The following is a 15,780-nucleotide window of genomic DNA, read 5'->3' as shown; positions in this document are numbered from 1 at the left end:
CCGCCCGCGTCGGCGCGGCCCCCGGGCCCCCCCCCCCGGGGGGGCCGCGGGCGACGGGGCGGGCCCGGGCCCCCCCGGGGGCCCGGGCCCCGGCCCGTTCCGTCCGCGCCCACACCCGCACGCACCCCGCGTGCGGCCCGCGCGCACCCGCTACTGGGCGCCGGGGCGCACCAGGCCGCTCTCGTACGCGTACACGGCCGCCTGGACCCGGTCCCGGATCCGCAGCTTCGTCAGGACGTGGCCCACGTGCGTCTTGACCGTGGTCTCGCTCACGAACAGGTCCGCGGCGATCTCCGCGTTCGACAGGCCCCGGGCCACCAGCTTCAGCACCTCGACCTCGCGCTCCGTCAGCGTCCCCAGCGTGTCCGGGACGCTCTCCTCGCCCGACGGCAGGTGACCCGCGTACTTGTCGAGCAGCCGCCGCGTGATGCTCGGCGCGAGCATCGCCTCGCCCGCCGCCACCACCCGGATCGCCTGCACCAGCTCATGGGCGGGAGCGTCCTTCAGCAGGAACCCGCTCGCCCCGGCCCGCAGCGCCTCCACCACGTACTCGTCCAGGTCGAACGTGGTCAGCACCAGCACCTTGGCCGGACCGTCCCGCCCCGGACCGGTGATCTGGCGGGTCGCCTCCACCCCGTCCATCCGCGGCATCCGGATGTCCATCAGCACCACGTCGGGCTGGAGCGCCCGCACCTGGTCGAGCGCCTGCAGGCCGTCCCCGGCCTCGCCGACCACCGCCAGGTCCTGTTCGGCCTCCAGGATCATCCGGAAGCCGGTGCGCAGCAGTGGCTGGTCGTCGACCAGCAGGACGCGGATCGCCACAGGGTCTCCCTCGTATTCGTCGGACGGCTTCGGCGGACGCCGCCCATTCTGCCCTGGCCCGAAGATCAGCCCTCGGCCGGGCGCGCCCCGACCGCGCCCCGGCCCGCCGCCGCGTCCCCGTCCGCCGCCGGGCGCGGGACGATCGCCAGCGGATAGGCCGGGGGAGTCCCCCCGAACTCCGGGCACACGGCCCGGTGGTCGCACCACCCGCACAGCTTCGTCGGCCGCGGACGCCAGTCACCCGTCTCCGTCGCCTCCCGGATCGCCTCCCACAGCGCGAGCAGCTTGCGCTCCACCCGCTCCAGGTCCGCGATCACCGGGTCGTACGTCAGCACGTCCCCGCTGCCCAGGTACACCAGCTGCAGCCGCCGGGGAACCACCTGCTTGAGCCGCCACACCACCAGCGCGTAGAACTTCATCTGGAACAGCGGGCCCTCCGCGTACTGCGGCCGCGGCGCCTTGCCCGTCTTGTAGTCGACGATCCGCACCTCGCCCGACGGCGCCACGTCCACCCGGTCGATGATCCCGCGCAGCCGCAACCCCGACTCCAGCTCGGTCTCCACGAAGAACTCCCGCTCCACCGGCTCCAGCCGCGTCGGGTCCTCCAGCGTGAACCACCGCTCCACCAGCGCCTCGGCCTCCGTCAGCCAGCGCGCCAGCCCCGCACCCGCGTCGTCCTGCGGGAACAGCTCCGTCAGCTCCGGCTTCGCCTCCAGCAGCCGGTCCCACTGCCCCGGGATCAACGACTTCGCGCGCGGCGCGGTCCGCTCCGGCGCCGGATGGTCGAAGAGCCGCTCCAGCACCGCATGGACCAGCGTCCCGCGGGTAGCAGCGGCACTGGGCTTCTCGGGCAGCTTGTCGATCACCCGGAACCGGTACAGCAGCGGGCACTGCATGAAGTCGCCGGCCCGTGAAGGGGACAGCGACGTGGGCGCCGCGGCGCGCGGCGCCGCGTCGGCATCGGCTGCGCCTGGTACGGCACCGGAGCTCGTCGTCATGGACAAAACCCTACGGCCCGCGACCGACAGCACACGCATACCATCGACGCCGAGCCCCCTCGCACTGCATGATCGGAGCACCACACCCCGCTACAGGGCGACACGAGCCACACCGGAAACACACGTACCGAACGAAGGAAAGCCGTGGCAGACACCGACGAAACCGGCGAGCGCCGAGGCCGGCGCTCCGGACCGGGCGGCGGACTCCTCATGGGCCGCCCCTTCGGAGTGCCCGTCTACGTCTCGCCCAGCTGGTTCCTCGTCGCCGCCCTCATCACCTGGGTCTTCGGCGACCAGCTCGACCGCATCCTCCCCGGCCTCGGGCCCGTCCGCTACCTCGTCTCCCTCTTCTTCGCGGTGGCCTTCTACGCCTCGGTCCTGGTCCACGAACTCGCGCACACCGTCGCCGCCCTGCGCTTCAAACTCCCCGTCCGCCGCATCCAGCTCCAGTTCTTCGGCGGCGTCTCGGAGATCGAGAAGGAGTCCGAGACCCCCGGCCGCGAGTTCGTCCTCGCCTTCGTCGGCCCGCTGCTCTCCCTCGCCCTCGCGGGCGTCTTCCACCTCGGCATGAAGGCCGTCGACCCCTCCAGCGTCCCCGGCGTCCTCCTCGCCGGCCTGATGATCTCCAACCTCCTCGTCGCCGCCTTCAACCTGCTCCCCGGCCTCCCCCTCGACGGCGGCCGCATGCTCCGCGCCGTCATCTGGGGCATCACCGGCAACCCGATGGCCGGCACCGTCGCCGCCGCCTGGATCGGCCGCGGCCTCGCCGTCGCCGTCCTCCTCGGCCTCCCGCTCCTCACCCACACCGGGACCATCGGCGACCGCGCGGACTCCATGGGCGGCATGAACACCGTCATGGACGCCCTGCTCGCCGCGATCCTCGCCGCCATCATCTGGACCGGAGCCGGCAACAGCCTCCGCATGGCCCGCCTGCGCACGCACCTCCACGAGCTGAGCGCCCGCACCCTCACCCGCCGCGCCATCCCCGTGGAGCACACCACCCCCCTCTCGGAGGCCCTGCGCCGCGCCAACGAAGCGGGCGCCCGCGCCCTCGTCGTCGTCGACGGGAGCGGCGACGCCGCCGCCATCGTCCGCGAGAGCGCCATCGCCTCCGTCCCCGAGCACCGCCGCCCCTGGATCGCCGTCAGCACCCTCGCCCAGGACCTCACCGACGGCATGAAGGTCTCCGCGGACCTCACCGGCGAGGAACTCCTCGAACACCTGCGGGCCACTCCCGCCACCGAGTACCTCGTCCTCGAACCGGGCGGCCGGATCTACGGCGTGCTGTCCACCCTGGACGTCGAGAAGGCCTTCGTGAAGGCCATGGCGCGGCCCCAGTCCTGAAGCCAATACACTGGTCACATGTCCGAACCGACCGGTGCCGCCCGCCGACGCGGGCCCTTCGAGGTCGGGGACCAGGTTCAGCTCACCGACCCCAAGGGCCGCCACTACACGTTCACGCTCGAAGCCGGGAAGAATTTCCACACCCACAAGGGTTCCTTCCCGCACGACGAGCTGATCGGTGCTCCCGAGGGCAGTGTTGTCCGTACCACGGGCAACGTCGCGTACCTCGCGCTGCGTCCCCTGCTCCCCGACTATGTCCTGTCCATGCCCCGCGGTGCCGCCGTGGTCTACCCCAAGGACGCGGGCCAGATCCTGGCCTTCGCCGACATCTTCCCCGGCGCCCGCGTCGTGGAGGCAGGTGTCGGATCCGGCTCCCTGAGCAGCTTCCTGCTGCGCGCCATCGGCGACCAGGGCATGCTCCACAGCTACGAGCGCCGCGCGGACTTCGCCGAGATCGCCACCGCCAACGTCGAGCGCTACTTCGGCGGCCCGCACCCCGCGTGGCAGCTGACCGTGGGCGACCTCCAGGACAACCTGTCCGACACGGACGTCGACCGCGTGATCCTCGACATGCTGGCCCCCTGGGAGTGCCTGGAGGCCGTCTCCAAGGCCCTGGTCCCCGGCGGCATCCTGTGCTGCTACGTGGCCACCACCACCCAGCTCTCCCGCACCGTCGAGTCCATCCGTGAGTTCGGCTGCTACGCCGAACCGCAGCCCTGGGAATCGATGATCCGCAACTGGCACGTCGAGGGCCTGGCGGTCCGCCCCGACCACCGCATGATCGGCCACACCGGCTTCCTCGTCACCGCCCGCCGCCTCGCGGACGGCGTCGAGCCGCCGATGCGCCGCCGCCGCCCCTCCAAGGGCGCCTACGGCGAGGACTACGACGGCCCCGGCAGCGACCGGTCCGCCTGACCCCCGGCGCCGCGGCCGGCCGACCGGCCGCACCCCGGGCCCCGGCCCAACACGACGGCGCTGCGGCGCAGTTCCCCGAGCACGTCGGGAACTGCGCCGCAGCGCCGTTTCGTTGTCCCCCACGTCGCTCCGGCCGGTCCGGACCCGCCCGTTCCACCCCGGTGTGAGGTGTGGCACGATGCTGGCTCCCCGTCACCCTTCGCACAGGAGACACCCCGCGTGCTGCAGAGCCCCGCCGAGCCGGCACCGACACCGCACACCCCGGCGCACAGCCCCGCCAGGCCCGTCCACTGGCTCGCCACCGCCCTCGCCGTGGCCGCCGTCATAGCCGCCGCGGGACTCGCCCAGCCCGCCACGGGAGCACCCGCGGCCGCACCGCACCCCGCCGCCGGCCCGCCGGCCGCCGCCCCCGACGCGGCGGCGGTCGCGTACCCCCTCGACTGCAAGGGGGCCCCGCAGGCCGTCACCGCCACCGCCGAGGGCGACCTCGACGCCGACGGCCGCCCCGAGACCGTGGCCGCCGTCCGCTGCGACGCGGGCTCCGGCACCCCGCCCCACGCCCTCTACGTACTCGCGCAGGACCCCGCCGAGGGCTCCCGCCCCCGCGTGGTGGCCACCCTCCTCGACACCGCCCGGCGACAGACCGCCACCGGCCTCACCGTGCGCGACGGAGCCGTCACCGCCACCCTCCTCGGCTACTCCTCGCCGGAGGTCCCCCGCTACAGCCCCGATGTGAAGAAGCTCGCCAAGTGGCGCTGGACCGGCGGAAAATTCCGCCAGGAGCTGACGGACTCGACCGCCAGAAGTGTTTGAAGCCTCACTCGGCGTCGGGACCGAAGACTTCCACCCGGTCCGAGACACGCCTCACGTGAATGCAGTCGCCCGGACACTCCTTCGCCGAGTCGACCACGTCCTGGAGCAGCGTCAGGGGAACCGGAGTGGTAGCCCCCGCCTGCTGGAGCAGCTCGTCCTCACCGCTCTTCACGTACGCCAGACCGTCGATGTCCAGCTCGAACACCTCCGGCGCGTACTGCGCGCAGATGCCGTCGCCGGTGCAGAGGTCCTGGTCGATCCAGACCTCCAGCGGCTCGCCGGCCTCGCCGACACCGCCCGTCGGGGCCTCGTGCTGCACGGTCATATCTCCTGCCGTTCCCTGCGCTGAGTGATCCGTCCCGGTCGCCACACGCGGCAAGTCGCGCGAGCTCGGACGGGTGTTGAACAGTTCGACCTTACAACCGGCTGCTTCCCGAGTTTGATGGGTGGGTATTTCCTTGGCGAGAGGGAGTACGCAAGGGTGAAGATCGGACACACCTCTACCGTCTTTGTGATCTAGGGGTTTCAATCACCACCAGCCCAGGTAGGGTCAGGAAGCGTCCAGCTCCCCTTGGAGGAGGTGAGGACCGTGGCAGCCCACGACGACGACATCAACCGCGGCATCCGGCCCGGGCGAGGGTCTGAAGACCCCGCTGGCCAGGTTGCCTTTCTCGAGCAGGAAATCGCCGTCCTGCGACGTAAGCTCGCCGACTCTCCGCGTCACACGAGGATTCTCGAAGAGCGGATCGTCGAGCTACAGACAAATCTGGCCGGCGTCTCCGCGCAAAACGAACGACTCGCGAACACGCTCCGTGAGGCCCGGGACCAGATCGTGGCCCTCAAAGAGGAAGTCGACCGGCTCGCACAGCCGCCGGCCGGCTTCGGTGTCTTCCTGCAGTCCAACGAGGACGGCACCGTCGACATCTTCACGGGGGGCCGAAAGCTCCGCGTGAACGTCAGCCCCAGCGTCGAGCCGGAAGACCTCCGGCGCGGCCAGGAGGTCATGCTCAACGAAGCCCTCAACGTGGTCGAGGCCATGGCCTACGAGCGGGCCGGGGACATCGTCACCCTCAAGGAGATCCTGGAGGACGGCGAGCGCGCCCTGGTGGTCGGGCACACCGACGAGGAGAGGGTGGTGAGGCTCGCCGAGCCGCTCCTGGACATCACCATCCGCCCCGGCGACGCCCTGCTGCTCGAACCCCGCTCCGGCTACGTCTACGAAGTGGTCCCCAAGAGCGAGGTCGAGGAACTCGTCCTCGAAGAGGTCCCGGACATCGACTACGACAAGATCGGCGGCCTGGGCGACCAGATCGAGCTGATCCGCGACGCCGTCGAGCTCCCGTACCTCTACCCCGACCTCTTCAAGGAGCACGAACTGCGGCCGCCCAAGGGCATCCTGCTCTACGGCCCGCCCGGCTGCGGCAAGACGCTCATCGCCAAGGCCGTGGCCAACTCCCTTGCCAAGAAGGTCGCCGAGGTGACCGGCCAGCCCGCCGGGAAGTCGTACTTCCTGAACATCAAGGGCCCCGAGCTCCTCAACAAGTACGTCGGCGAGACCGAGCGGCACATCCGCCTCGTCTTCCAGCGCGCACGGGAGAAGGCGAGCGAGGGCACCCCCGTCATCGTCTTCTTCGACGAGATGGAATCCCTCTTCCGCACCCGCGGCTCCGGTGTCAGCTCGGACGTGGAGAACACCATCGTCCCGCAGCTGCTCGCCGAGATCGACGGTGTGGAGGGCCTGGAGAACGTCATCGTCATCGGCGCCTCCAACCGCGAGGACATGATCGACCCGGCCATCCTGCGCCCCGGCCGGCTCGACGTGAAGATCAAGATCGAGCGCCCGGACGCCCAGGCGGCGAAGGACATCTTCGCGAAGTACCTCAAGGCCTCGCTGCCCCTGCACACGGACGACCTGTCCGAGCACCAGGGCTCCACGGCCGGCACCGTCCACAGCATGATCCAGACCGTCGTCGAGCAGATGTACGCCGAAACCGAGGAGAACCGCTTCCTCGAGGTCACGTACGCCAACGGCGACAAGGAAGTCCTCTACTTCAAGGACTTCAACTCGGGCGCGATGATCCAGAACATCGTCGACCGCGCGAAGAAGATGGCCATCAAGGACTTCCTGGAGCACAACCAGAAGGGTCTGCGGGTCTCCCACCTCCTCCAGGCGTGCGTGGACGAGTTCAAGGAGAACGAGGACCTGCCCAACACCACCAACCCGGACGACTGGGCCCGGATCTCCGGAAAGAAGGGCGAGCGGATCGTATTCATCCGCACGCTCGTCACCGGAAAGCAGGGTGCGGACACCGGACGCTCCATCGACACGGTGGCGAACACCGGTCAGTACCTCTGACCGAGCGGAGCGGCTGCGGATGTCCTCCGGGGCATCCGCAGCCGACTGCTTTACCGACTGCTTTTCGGCCGGTGACGCGGCCGATTCAATGACGGAAACGATCTCCCGCCGAGCGCTCAGTGGTCCTAGGCTCTTCCATACCGCCGGACGCGCAGTGCGGGGACGGGCACCGCACGGGAAAACGCACCGGAGCACCAGCGGTACTTGAGCGCCGCCCCCGAAGGGGGGCGCCGCCGGGCAAGGAGGGCCGCATGACCGTACGGCGAGTAATGGGGATCGAGACGGAGTACGGGATCTCCGTCCCGGGGCACCCGAACGCCAATGCCATGCTCACCTCGTCCCAGATCGTCAACGCCTACGCGGCGGCGATGCACCGGGCGCGACGCGCCCGCTGGGACTTCGAGGAGGAGAATCCGCTGCGGGACGCCCGCGGCTTCGACCTCGCCCGCGAGGCCGCGGACAACAGCCAGCTGACCGACGAGGACATCGGCCTCGCCAACGTCATCCTGACCAACGGCGCACGGCTCTACGTGGACCACGCGCACCCCGAGTACAGCTCGCCGGAGATCACCAACCCGCTGGACGCCGTGCTCTGGGACAAGGCCGGCGAGCGGATCATGGCCGAGGCGGCGGTGCGGGCGGCCCAGCTGCCGGGAGCCCAGCCCATCCACCTCTACAAGAACAACACCGACAACAAGGGCGCCTCCTACGGCACGCACGAGAACTACCTGATGAAGCGGGAGACCCCCTTCTCGGACATCGTGCGCCACCTGACGCCCTTCTTCGTCTCCCGCCAGGTGGTCACGGGCGCGGGACGCGTGGGCATCGGCCAGGACGGCCGCGAGCACGGCTTCCAGATCAGCCAGCGCGCGGACTACTTCGAGGTCGAGGTCGGACTGGAGACCACCCTCAAGCGCCCCATCATCAACACCCGCGACGAGCCCCACTCGGACGCCGAGAAATACCGCCGCCTGCACGTGATCATCGGCGACGCGAACCTGTCCGAGATCTCCACCTACCTCAAGCTGGGCACCACCGCCCTGGTCCTGTCCATGATCGAGGACGGCTTCATCAACGTCGACCTGGCCGTCGACCAGCCGGTCCGCACCCTGCACCAGGTCTCCCACGACCCGGACCTCGCCCACCTGATCACGCTGCGCAGCGGTCGGACACTGACCGCCGTACAGCTCCAGATGGAGTACTTCGAGCTGGCCAGGAAGTACGTGGAGGAGCGCTTCGGCTCCGACGTGGACGAGCAGACCGCGGACGTGCTGACCCGCTGGGAGGACGTGCTGGGCCGGCTGGAGAGCGACCCGATGAGCCTGTCGGGCGAGCTGGACTGGATCGCCAAGCGGGAGATCCTGGAGGGCTACCGGCGCCGGGACGGGCTGGAGTGGGACGCGGCCCGGCTGCACCTGGTGGACCTCCAGTACGCGGACGTACGGCCGGAGAAGGGCCTGTACAACCGTCTGGCGGCGCGCGGCAAGATGCAGCGGCTCCTGGAGGAGCCCGCGGTCGGGCGGGCGCAGAGCAAGCCGCCGGAGGACACCCGGGCGTACTTCCGGGGGCGCTGTCTGGAGCAGTACGCGGACGACGTCGCGGCGGCCTCCTGGGACTCGGTGATCTTCGACCTCCCGGGCCACGACTCGCTCCAGCGGGTCCCGACGCTGGAGCCGCTGCGGGGCACCCGGGCGCACGTGAAGGAGCTCCTGGACCGGTGCCGTACGGCGGAGGACCTGGTGCGGGTGCTTTCGGGGCGCTGAACGGGCCTGAAAGGTCCCCGGTCCGGGAATCATGAAGACAGCCGGACGTTATGCCGGGACCTTTCGAGCAACTGCGGGGACGAATGTCGGACCCTCCTTGTAGGGTCCGACGTAAGGTCTGATCTTGAGGGAGCCCCGAATCCCGGGGTCCTTCGACGTGAGCGTGCGAACCGAGCGGGGTGAGGTAGACATGGCGACCAAGGACACCGGCGGCGGACAGCAGAAGGCGCAGCGCTCGACCGAGGAGGTCGAGGAGGCGGCGGTCGAGGAGACCACCGATCTCAAGGAGCGCCAGGAGAAGCTCTCCGATGACGTCGACTCCGTACTTGACGAGATTGACGATGTCCTCGAGGAGAATGCTGAGGATTTCGTGCGGTCGTTCGTTCAGAAGGGTGGCCAGTAGGCCATTTGACCTTCGAAACGAAGGTGGGGGGCTGGGTGAGTGTCCGACGGTACGAAGCGGTGCTCGCGATGCAAGCAGGACAGGCCGCGCGCGGAATACGCGAGCAACCGGTCGGTGCCCGACGGCTTGCAGGCCTATTTCCGCACCTGCTCGGCTGAGTACTACAAGCAGCGCCAAGAGGCGAAGGGCAGGACGGTGCGGGTGAAGGTGCCCGTACCGTCCGGAAGCAAACGGTGCCCTCGGTGTGAGGAGGTCAAGCCGCACTCCGAGTGGGAGCAGAACAAGACGACTTCGGACGGGTGGTCCAGCTATTGCCGCTCGTGCCGTGCGCAGCTCAACAGGGCGAGTTATTTCAAGCGGAAGTACGGGATCACCGAGACTCAGCGCGAGGAGATGATCGCCGCTCAAGGCGGTGTCTGCGTGATCTGCCGACAGGCTTCGGCGGAGCATGTTGATCACGATCATCAGACGGGTAGGGTCCGAGGCGTGCTGTGCTTCAGCTGCAACGCAGCCTTGGGGCAGTTCAAGGACCGGCCGGACGTCATACGGCGTGCAGCCGCTTACGTGGAAGGAAACCTGTGGAACCCAACACTCGTAGCACAGGGCGTCTACCGGCAGCCTTCCTGACGCCGGGCTCGTCCTCCTTCATGGACTTCCTGGGCGCGCACTCGCCCGAGATGCTGCCCGGCAACCGCAGGCTGCCGGACGGTGTGATCGAGGCGCCGCACGGGACGACCATCGTGGCCGCCACCTTCCCCGGCGGGGTCGTGCTCGCCGGTGACCGGCGGGCGACCATGGGGAACATGATCGCGCAGCGGGACATCGAGAAGGTGTTCCCGGCCGACGAGTACTCCGCCGTCGGCATCGCCGGTACGGCCGGCCTGGCCGTGGAGATGGTCAAGCTGTTCCAGCTGGAGCTGGAGCACTTCGAGAAGGTGGAGGGGGCGACCCTTTCGCTGGAGGGCAAGGCGAACCGCCTGTCCACCATGATCCGGAGCAACCTGGGCATGGCGATGCAGGGGCTGGCCGTCGTACCGCTCTTCGCGGGCTACGACGAGGCCAAGGAGAAGGGCCGGATCTTCTCCTACGACGTGACCGGCGGCCGCTCGGAGGAGCACGGCTTCGCCGCCACCGGGTCCGGTTCGATCTTCGCGCGCGGCTCCATGAAGAAGCTGTACCGCGACGACCTGACGGAGCAGCAGGCCACGACCCTGGTCGTGCAGGCCCTGTACGACGCCGCCGACGACGACTCGGCGACCGGCGGTCCGGACCTGTACCGCCGGATCTTCCCGATCGTCACCGTCATCACCGACGAGGGCTTCCGCAGGCTCAGCGAGGCCGAGTCCTCCGAGCTCGCCCGCGCCATCACCGAACGGCGCATGGAGCAGCCCGACGGCCCGCGCGCCGCCCTGCTCTGACCATCCGCCGCCCCGTAGGAGCCCAGAAGAAAGGGACGGACAGCCGGTGTCGACTCCGTTCTACGTATCACCCCAGCAGGCCATGGCCGACCGGGCCGAGTACGCCCGCAAGGGCATCGCCCGCGGTCGCAGCCTGGTCGTGCTCCAGTACGCCGACGGCATCGTCTTCGTCGGCGAGAACCCCTCCCGCGCGCTGCACAAGTTCAGCGAGATCTACGACCGGATCGGCTTCGCGGCCGCCGGCAAGTACAACGAGTACGAGAACCTGCGGATCGGCGGTGTGCGCTACGCGGATCTGCGCGGCTACACCTACGACCGCGACGACGTGACGGCCCGTGGGCTGGCGAACGTCTACGCCCAGACGCTGGGCACCATCTTCTCCTCGGCCGGCGAGAAGCCGTACGAGGTGGAGCTGGTGGTGGCGGAGGTCGGGGCGACGGCCGCGGGCGACCAGATCTACCGGCTGCCGCACGACGGGTCGATCGTGGACGAGCACGGCTCGGTCGCGGTCGGCGGCAACGCCGAGCAGATCAGCACCTTCCTGGACCAGCGGCACCAGGACGGGATGACGCTGGCCGAGGCGCTGAAGCTGGCGGTGCAGGCGCTGTCCAGTCAGGCGAACGGCGCCGACAAGGCGATTCCGGTCGAGCGGCTGGAGGTCGCGGTGCTGGACCGGACGCGGGCGCAGCAGCGCAAGTTCAAGCGGATCCGGGGTCGGCAGCTCGCCCGGTTGCTGGAGGCGGACGTCCCGGCCGCGGCGCAGGCGGACGCCGTGTCGAACGACGAGGCTCCGGAGGACGAAGCGGAGTAGCAGGTCCGGGGAGGCCCCGGTCCGCCCGTGAGGGGTGGGCCGGGGCTTTCGCGCGTCCGGGGCCGGGGCCGGGGCTGGGGCCGGGGGTGGGGCCGGGCCGCGGCTGCGCCGGGGCCGCCGGGGCCAGTCCGCGGCCGGGCGCCGCGGGTGCGGGCCGCCGGCCGGGACGTGCGTCAGGCGCGCGGGGCGGGGCCGGTGGAGTCGCGGACGACGAGGCGTACGGGGAGGTCGGGGGCGGTCCACGGGGTGCCGTCGAGGACGGCGAGGAGGGCGGTCATGCCCTGTTCGCCGACGCGTTCGGCGGGGAGGTGGACGGTGGTGAGCTCGGGTTCGACGGCGGTGGCCAGGGCCAGGTCGTCGAATCCGGTGACGGAGAGGTCCTCGGGGACGCGCAGGCCGAGGCGGCGGGCGGCCTTGCAGGTGCCGGCGGCCAGGATGTCGTCGTCGCAGACGACGGCGGTGGGCCGGTCGCCGGGGGCCGCCAGGGCGGCCTCCACGGCCGTACGGGCGCCGTCCACGGTGAGCGGGGCCCGTACGGTGCGCAGCTCGGCGGAGGGTGGCAGGAGGGCGGCCAGGGCTTGGGCGCGGACGTCGAAGGTCCACGAGTCGACGGCCGAGGCGAGGTGGAGGAAGCGGTGGTGGCCGAGGCCGAGGAGGTGCTCGGTGACCTGGCGCATGCCGTCGGCGATGGCGAGGTTGACGTGGGCGGCGGCTCCGTCCGGGGCGGGGTCGCTGTCGAGCATGACCAGGGGGAGTCCGTCGCCTCCTAGGGCGGCGAGGGCGTCGGAGGCCATGGAGGAGGCGATGACCCCGTCGAGGGCGGCGCGGGCGGAGGCGAAGGGGTCGCGGGCCGGTCCGGTGCCGTCGGGGGAGGGGTAGAGGACGACGCCGAAGCCGTGTTCGGCGGCGACCCGGGCGGCGCCGGTGTAGACGCGGGCGAAGAACTCGTTGGTGAGGGCCGGCACGACGAGCAGGGCGGTGCGGGTGGACCCGAGGCGGAGGTTGCGGGCGGCGAGGTTGGGCCGGTAGCCGAGGCGGGCGGCGGCGTCGCGGACGAGGCCGGCGGTCCGTTCGGACACGCGCCCGCGCCACTTGTCGCCGAGGACGAGGGAGACGGTGGCCTGGGAGACCCCGGCTGCGGAGGCCACGTCCCGGCTGGTGGGTCTCGTCACACGGAGCTCCTGGGGTGCGGGGCCGACGGGGGTTCGGCGGGTGGTGCGGCGGGGCGGTGCGGGCCGCGGGGTGGACCGACGGGCTGCGGCCATGGTACGTATGACGCGTCAAGTTATACGTATTACCCCGGCTGGTTCCGGGCGGAGAGGGGCGGACATGGCCGCGGGATACGCGGAGCTGCTCAGGACCCGGCACGCCGCGAGGCTGCTGGTGGGCACGCTCCTGGGCCGGTTGCCCAACGCCGTCGCGCCCATCGCGATCGTGCTGTTCACGCGCGCCGAGGGCGGCAGCTACAGCCTCGCGGGCGCGCTGGCAGCCGTCTACGGAGTGGCGAACGCGGTGGGGCAGCCGCTGCTCGGCCGGGCGGTGGACCTGTTCGGCCAGCCGCGGGTGCAGCTGCCGGCCGCCGTGGTGTCCGCGCTCGGCATGGTGTGGCTGGCGGCGGCCGGCACCGGCTCGGCGGTCGCCGCCTACGGCTCGGTGGCCGTCGCCGGGCTCTTCACGCCGCCGCTGGAGGGCGGGCTGCGCGCGCTGTGGCCCGGCGTCCTCGGCGGCAGGCAGGAGCGGGTGCACGCCGCGTACGCGATGGACGCCGTCGCCCAGGAGGTCATGTTCACCGTCGGCCCGCTGCTCGTGACGGTGTGCGTCGCCCTGTGGAGCCCGGCCGTCGCCCTGCTGGTGCTGAACGGCGTCGGGGTGCTGGGCGCCCTGTCGGTCGTGGTCAGCGAGCCCTCGCGGACGTGGCGGTCCGAGCCGCGCGAGGCGCACTGGCTGGGCGCCCTGCGCTCGCGGGGGCTGCTCGCGCTGCTCGGCGCCTTCTTCTTCGTGGGGGCGGCGCTCGGGTCCATCACGGTGGCCGGCGTGGCCTACGCCGACGACCACGGCGACCAGGCCGTCTACGGCTGGCTGATGGCGGCGCTCGGCCTCGGCGCGCTGATCGGCGGTGTCTTCTACGGGGCGCGCCAGTGGGCCGGCGCCCCGGAGGCGCGGCTGCGGCGGATCGTGGCCCTGCTGGCGGTCTGCTACCTCCCGCTGATGCTGGTCCCGGGGCCGGTGGCGATGGCGGCGCTGGCGGCGCTGGCCGGTGTGTTCCTGGCGCCGGCGCTCGCGTGCGCGTTCATCGTGGTGGACCGGCACGCCCCGGCGGGCACGGTGACCGAGGCGTTCTCGTGGCTGGTGACCTTCTTCGGGGTGGGCGCCGCCATCGGCACCGGTCTGGCCGGTCCCGCGGTGGAGCTGGGCGGCACGGCGGCGGGCTTCGGCGTGGCGAGTGTGGCGGGGGCGGCCGCGCTGCTGGTGCTGAGCGCCACGCGGCGGGTGCTGGCGACCGCGGGCGGCGGCCACCCGGTCGCGGGCCCGCCGGACGGTGCGTCAGGGGCCGTCGCGCAGGCCGCGTCCGGGGCGCCCCCGGCGGTCTGAGCGGGCTGCTCCCGGCGGTCTGACCGGGGCACCGCCGGGGGGCTCATCGGAAAATGATCGAAACGGCGTTCTCGAACTCGGTTTCAGAACAGTGCCAGCGGCGTAATGTTCAGTCATGGACCGCCGCATTTTCGGGCTGGAGAACGAGTACGGCGTCACGTGCACGTTCAGGGGACAGCGCCGACTGTCTCCTGACGAAGTGGCGCGCTACCTCTTCCGCCGTGTTGTGTCATGGGGCCGCAGCAGCAATGTCTTCCTGCGGAACGGCGCCCGCCTCTACCTCGACGTGGGGTCGCATCCGGAATACGCAACACCGGAATGCGACAACCTGACCGAACTGGTCACCCACGACAAGGCCGGCGAGCGCATTCTCGAAGGCCTGCTCGTCGACGCCGAACGCCGCCTGCACGAGGAGGGAATCGCGGGCGACGTCTACCTCTTCAAGAACAACACCGACTCGGCGGGCAATTCGTACGGCTGCCACGAGAACTACCTGGTGGCCCGGCACGGAGAATTCTCCCGCCTGGCGGACATCCTCATTCCGTTCCTCGTCACGCGCCAGCTGATCTGCGGCGCGGGCAAGGTGCTGCAGACCCCCCGGGGCGCGGTCTACTGCGTGAGCCAGCGGGCCGAGCACATCTGGGAGGGCGTCAGCTCCGCCACGACCCGCTCCCGGCCGATCATCAACACCCGGGACGAGCCGCACGCGGACGCGGAGCGCTACCGCCGGCTGCACGTGATCGTCGGCGACTCCAACATGTCGGAGACGACCATGCTGCTCAAGGTCGGCGCCACCGACCTGGTGCTGCGCATGATCGAGGCGGGCACGGTCATGCGGGACCTGACGCTGGAGAACCCGATCCGGGCCATCCGCGAGGTCAGCCACGACATCACGGGCCAGCGCAAGGTGCGCCTCGCCAGCGGCCGGGAGGCCTCGGCGCTGGAGATCCAGCGCGAGTACTACGACAAGGCCGTGGACTTCGCCGAGCGCCGGGGCATCCGCACCGGCGTGGTGGACCAGGTGCTGGAGCTGTGGGGCCGCACCCTCGACGCCATCGACGCCGAGGACCTGGACCGGATCGGGACCGAGATCGACTGGGTCATGAAGTACCAGCTGATCGAGCGGTACCGGGCCAAGCACAACATGACGATGTCGAACCCGCGGGTGGCGCAGATAGACCTCGCCTACCACGACATCCACCGCCGGCGCGGGCTGTACTACCTGCTGGAGCGCAAGGGTCAGGCGGCGCGGATCTGCAACGACCTCAAGATCTTCGAGGGCAAGTCGGTGCCCCCGCAGACGACGAGGGCGCGGCTGCGCGGCGACTTCATCCGCCGGGCGCAGGAGCAGCGGCGGGACTTCACCGTCGACTGGGTGCACCTGAAGCTCAACGACCAGGCGCAGCGGACGGTGCTGTGCAAGGACCCCTTCCGGTCGGTGGACGACCGGGTGGAGAAGCTGATCGCCGGCATGTAGGACGCCGGTGTGACCTCGCACCCGATCTTCCCGGGGCCCCGTACGCATCTCGTACGGGGCCCCGCGCA

Annotated in this window: 15 protein-coding genes; 11 read left to right on the top strand and 4 right to left on the bottom strand. The window is 70.9% G+C overall.

The annotated features are described in order from the left end of the window. Positions 1-150 precede the first annotated feature (150 nt). A complete protein-coding gene (locus ACFWU6_RS20495) occupies positions 151-822 on the bottom strand; it encodes a response regulator (RefSeq protein WP_383806276.1) in 672 nt (223 codons plus the stop codon). A 65-nt stretch (positions 823-887) separates the two neighbouring features. Next, entirely contained in the window at positions 888-1,820 is a 933-nt protein-coding gene (locus ACFWU6_RS20490) for a RecB family exonuclease (RefSeq protein ID WP_383982322.1), read from the bottom strand. 210 nt (positions 1,821-2,030) lie between these two features. Here ACFWU6_RS20490 and ACFWU6_RS20485 point away from each other — a divergent pair, with 210 nt between their 5' ends. The 3 genes from ACFWU6_RS20485 to ACFWU6_RS20475 all read left to right on the top strand — a co-directional run bounded on the left by ACFWU6_RS20485 (position 2,031) and on the right by ACFWU6_RS20475 (position 4,892). Then, positions 2,031-3,164: a site-2 protease family protein gene (locus tag ACFWU6_RS20485; RefSeq protein WP_383982325.1), complete on the top strand. Its 1,134-nt coding sequence runs from the start codon at positions 2,031-2,033 to the stop codon at positions 3,162-3,164. An 18-nt stretch (positions 3,165-3,182) separates the two neighbouring features. Beyond that, on the top strand, positions 3,183-4,079 hold the full coding sequence (locus tag ACFWU6_RS20480; protein ID WP_030233594.1) for a tRNA (adenine-N1)-methyltransferase: 897 nt from the start codon (positions 3,183-3,185) through the stop codon (positions 4,077-4,079). Positions 4,080-4,301: 222 nt separating this feature from the next. Further along, complete coding sequence (locus tag ACFWU6_RS20475; RefSeq protein WP_383806345.1) at positions 4,302-4,892, top strand: hypothetical protein; 591 nt, start codon at positions 4,302-4,304, stop codon at positions 4,890-4,892. A 4-nt stretch (positions 4,893-4,896) separates the two neighbouring features. On the opposite strand, the gene ACFWU6_RS20470 is transcribed toward ACFWU6_RS20475, so the two are convergent. Then, positions 4,897-5,217 (bottom strand): ferredoxin, encoded by a 321-nt coding sequence (locus ACFWU6_RS20470; RefSeq protein WP_383806284.1) that lies wholly within the window; start codon positions 5,215-5,217, stop codon positions 4,897-4,899. 264 nt (positions 5,218-5,481) lie between these two features. Here ACFWU6_RS20470 and arc point away from each other — a divergent pair, with 264 nt between their 5' ends. The 6 genes from arc (at position 5,482) to prcA (ending at position 11,643) form a co-directional block, all read left to right on the top strand. Beyond that, on the top strand, positions 5,482-7,248 hold the full coding sequence (gene arc / locus ACFWU6_RS20465) for a proteasome ATPase (RefSeq protein ID WP_383806286.1): 1,767 nt from the start codon (positions 5,482-5,484) through the stop codon (positions 7,246-7,248). Between the two features lie 251 nt (positions 7,249-7,499). Beyond that, positions 7,500-9,011, top strand: coding sequence for a depupylase/deamidase Dop (dop, locus tag ACFWU6_RS20460; protein ID WP_383806289.1), 1,512 nt, complete (start codon positions 7,500-7,502; stop codon positions 9,009-9,011). A gap of 190 nt (positions 9,012-9,201) precedes the next feature. Beyond that, the gene (locus ACFWU6_RS20455) at positions 9,202-9,414 is read left to right on the top strand and encodes a ubiquitin-like protein Pup (protein ID WP_383806292.1); all 213 of its coding nucleotides are present in this window, start codon (positions 9,202-9,204) and stop codon (positions 9,412-9,414) included. A 114-nt stretch (positions 9,415-9,528) separates the two neighbouring features. After that, positions 9,529-10,041, top strand: coding sequence for an endonuclease VII domain-containing protein (locus tag ACFWU6_RS20450; protein WP_383982319.1), 513 nt, complete (start codon positions 9,529-9,531; stop codon positions 10,039-10,041). After that, on the top strand, positions 9,993-10,832 hold the full coding sequence (gene prcB, locus ACFWU6_RS20445; protein WP_383806295.1) for a proteasome subunit beta: 840 nt from the start codon (positions 9,993-9,995) through the stop codon (positions 10,830-10,832). The genes ACFWU6_RS20450 and prcB overlap by 49 nt, the downstream gene beginning before the upstream one ends. 46 nt (positions 10,833-10,878) lie before the next feature. Then, positions 10,879-11,643 carry a proteasome subunit alpha gene (gene prcA, locus ACFWU6_RS20440; RefSeq protein ID WP_383806299.1) on the top strand — a complete coding sequence of 255 codons (765 nt, stop codon included), beginning with the start codon at positions 10,879-10,881 and terminating at the stop codon, positions 11,641-11,643. Positions 11,644-11,816: 173 nt separating this feature from the next. Here the strand turns inward: prcA and ACFWU6_RS20435 are convergent, their stop codons facing one another. Next, entirely contained in the window at positions 11,817-12,815 is a 999-nt protein-coding gene (locus ACFWU6_RS20435; RefSeq protein ID WP_383982317.1) for a LacI family DNA-binding transcriptional regulator, read from the bottom strand. Positions 12,816-12,972: 157 nt separating this feature from the next. Between ACFWU6_RS20435 and ACFWU6_RS20430 the strand changes: the two genes are divergently transcribed. Both ACFWU6_RS20430 and pafA read left to right on the top strand, forming a co-directional pair. After that, positions 12,973-14,235, top strand: a complete 1,263-nt coding sequence (locus ACFWU6_RS20430; RefSeq protein ID WP_383982315.1) for an MFS transporter — start codon at positions 12,973-12,975, stop codon at positions 14,233-14,235. A 115-nt stretch (positions 14,236-14,350) separates the two neighbouring features. Then, positions 14,351-15,712 (top strand): Pup--protein ligase, encoded by a 1,362-nt coding sequence (gene pafA, locus ACFWU6_RS20425; protein WP_030768414.1) that lies wholly within the window; start codon positions 14,351-14,353, stop codon positions 15,710-15,712. Positions 15,713-15,780: the final 68 nt, after the last annotated feature.

Origin of the sequence: Streptomyces sp. NPDC058674, from assembly GCF_042716505.1 — a bacterium.
In the GTDB taxonomy this organism is placed as follows: Bacteria; Actinomycetota; Actinomycetes; order Streptomycetales; family Streptomycetaceae; genus Streptomyces.
This window is presented reverse-complemented; position numbering and strand designations above follow the sequence as displayed.

Bases quoted from the DNA above. Each gene is read 5' to 3' on its own strand.
- ACFWU6_RS20490 (WP_383982322.1), bottom strand. From the start codon at position 1,820: ATGACGACGAGCTCCGGTGCCGTACCAGGCGCAGCCGATGCCGACGCG.
- ACFWU6_RS20485 (WP_383982325.1), top strand. From the start codon at position 2,031: ATGGGCCGCCCCTTCGGAGTGCCCGTCTACGTCTCGCCCAGCTGGTTC.
- ACFWU6_RS20480 (WP_030233594.1), top strand. From the start codon at position 3,183: ATGTCCGAACCGACCGGTGCCGCCCGCCGACGCGGGCCCTTCGAGGTC.
- ACFWU6_RS20470 (WP_383806284.1), bottom strand. From the start codon at position 5,217: ATGACCGTGCAGCACGAGGCCCCGACGGGCGGTGTCGGCGAGGCCGGC.
- dop (WP_383806289.1), top strand. From the start codon at position 7,500: ATGACCGTACGGCGAGTAATGGGGATCGAGACGGAGTACGGGATCTCC.
- ACFWU6_RS20455 (WP_383806292.1), top strand. From the start codon at position 9,202: ATGGCGACCAAGGACACCGGCGGCGGACAGCAGAAGGCGCAGCGCTCG.
- ACFWU6_RS20430 (WP_383982315.1), top strand. From the start codon at position 12,973: ATGGCCGCGGGATACGCGGAGCTGCTCAGGACCCGGCACGCCGCGAGG.
- pafA (WP_030768414.1), top strand. From the start codon at position 14,351: ATGGACCGCCGCATTTTCGGGCTGGAGAACGAGTACGGCGTCACGTGC.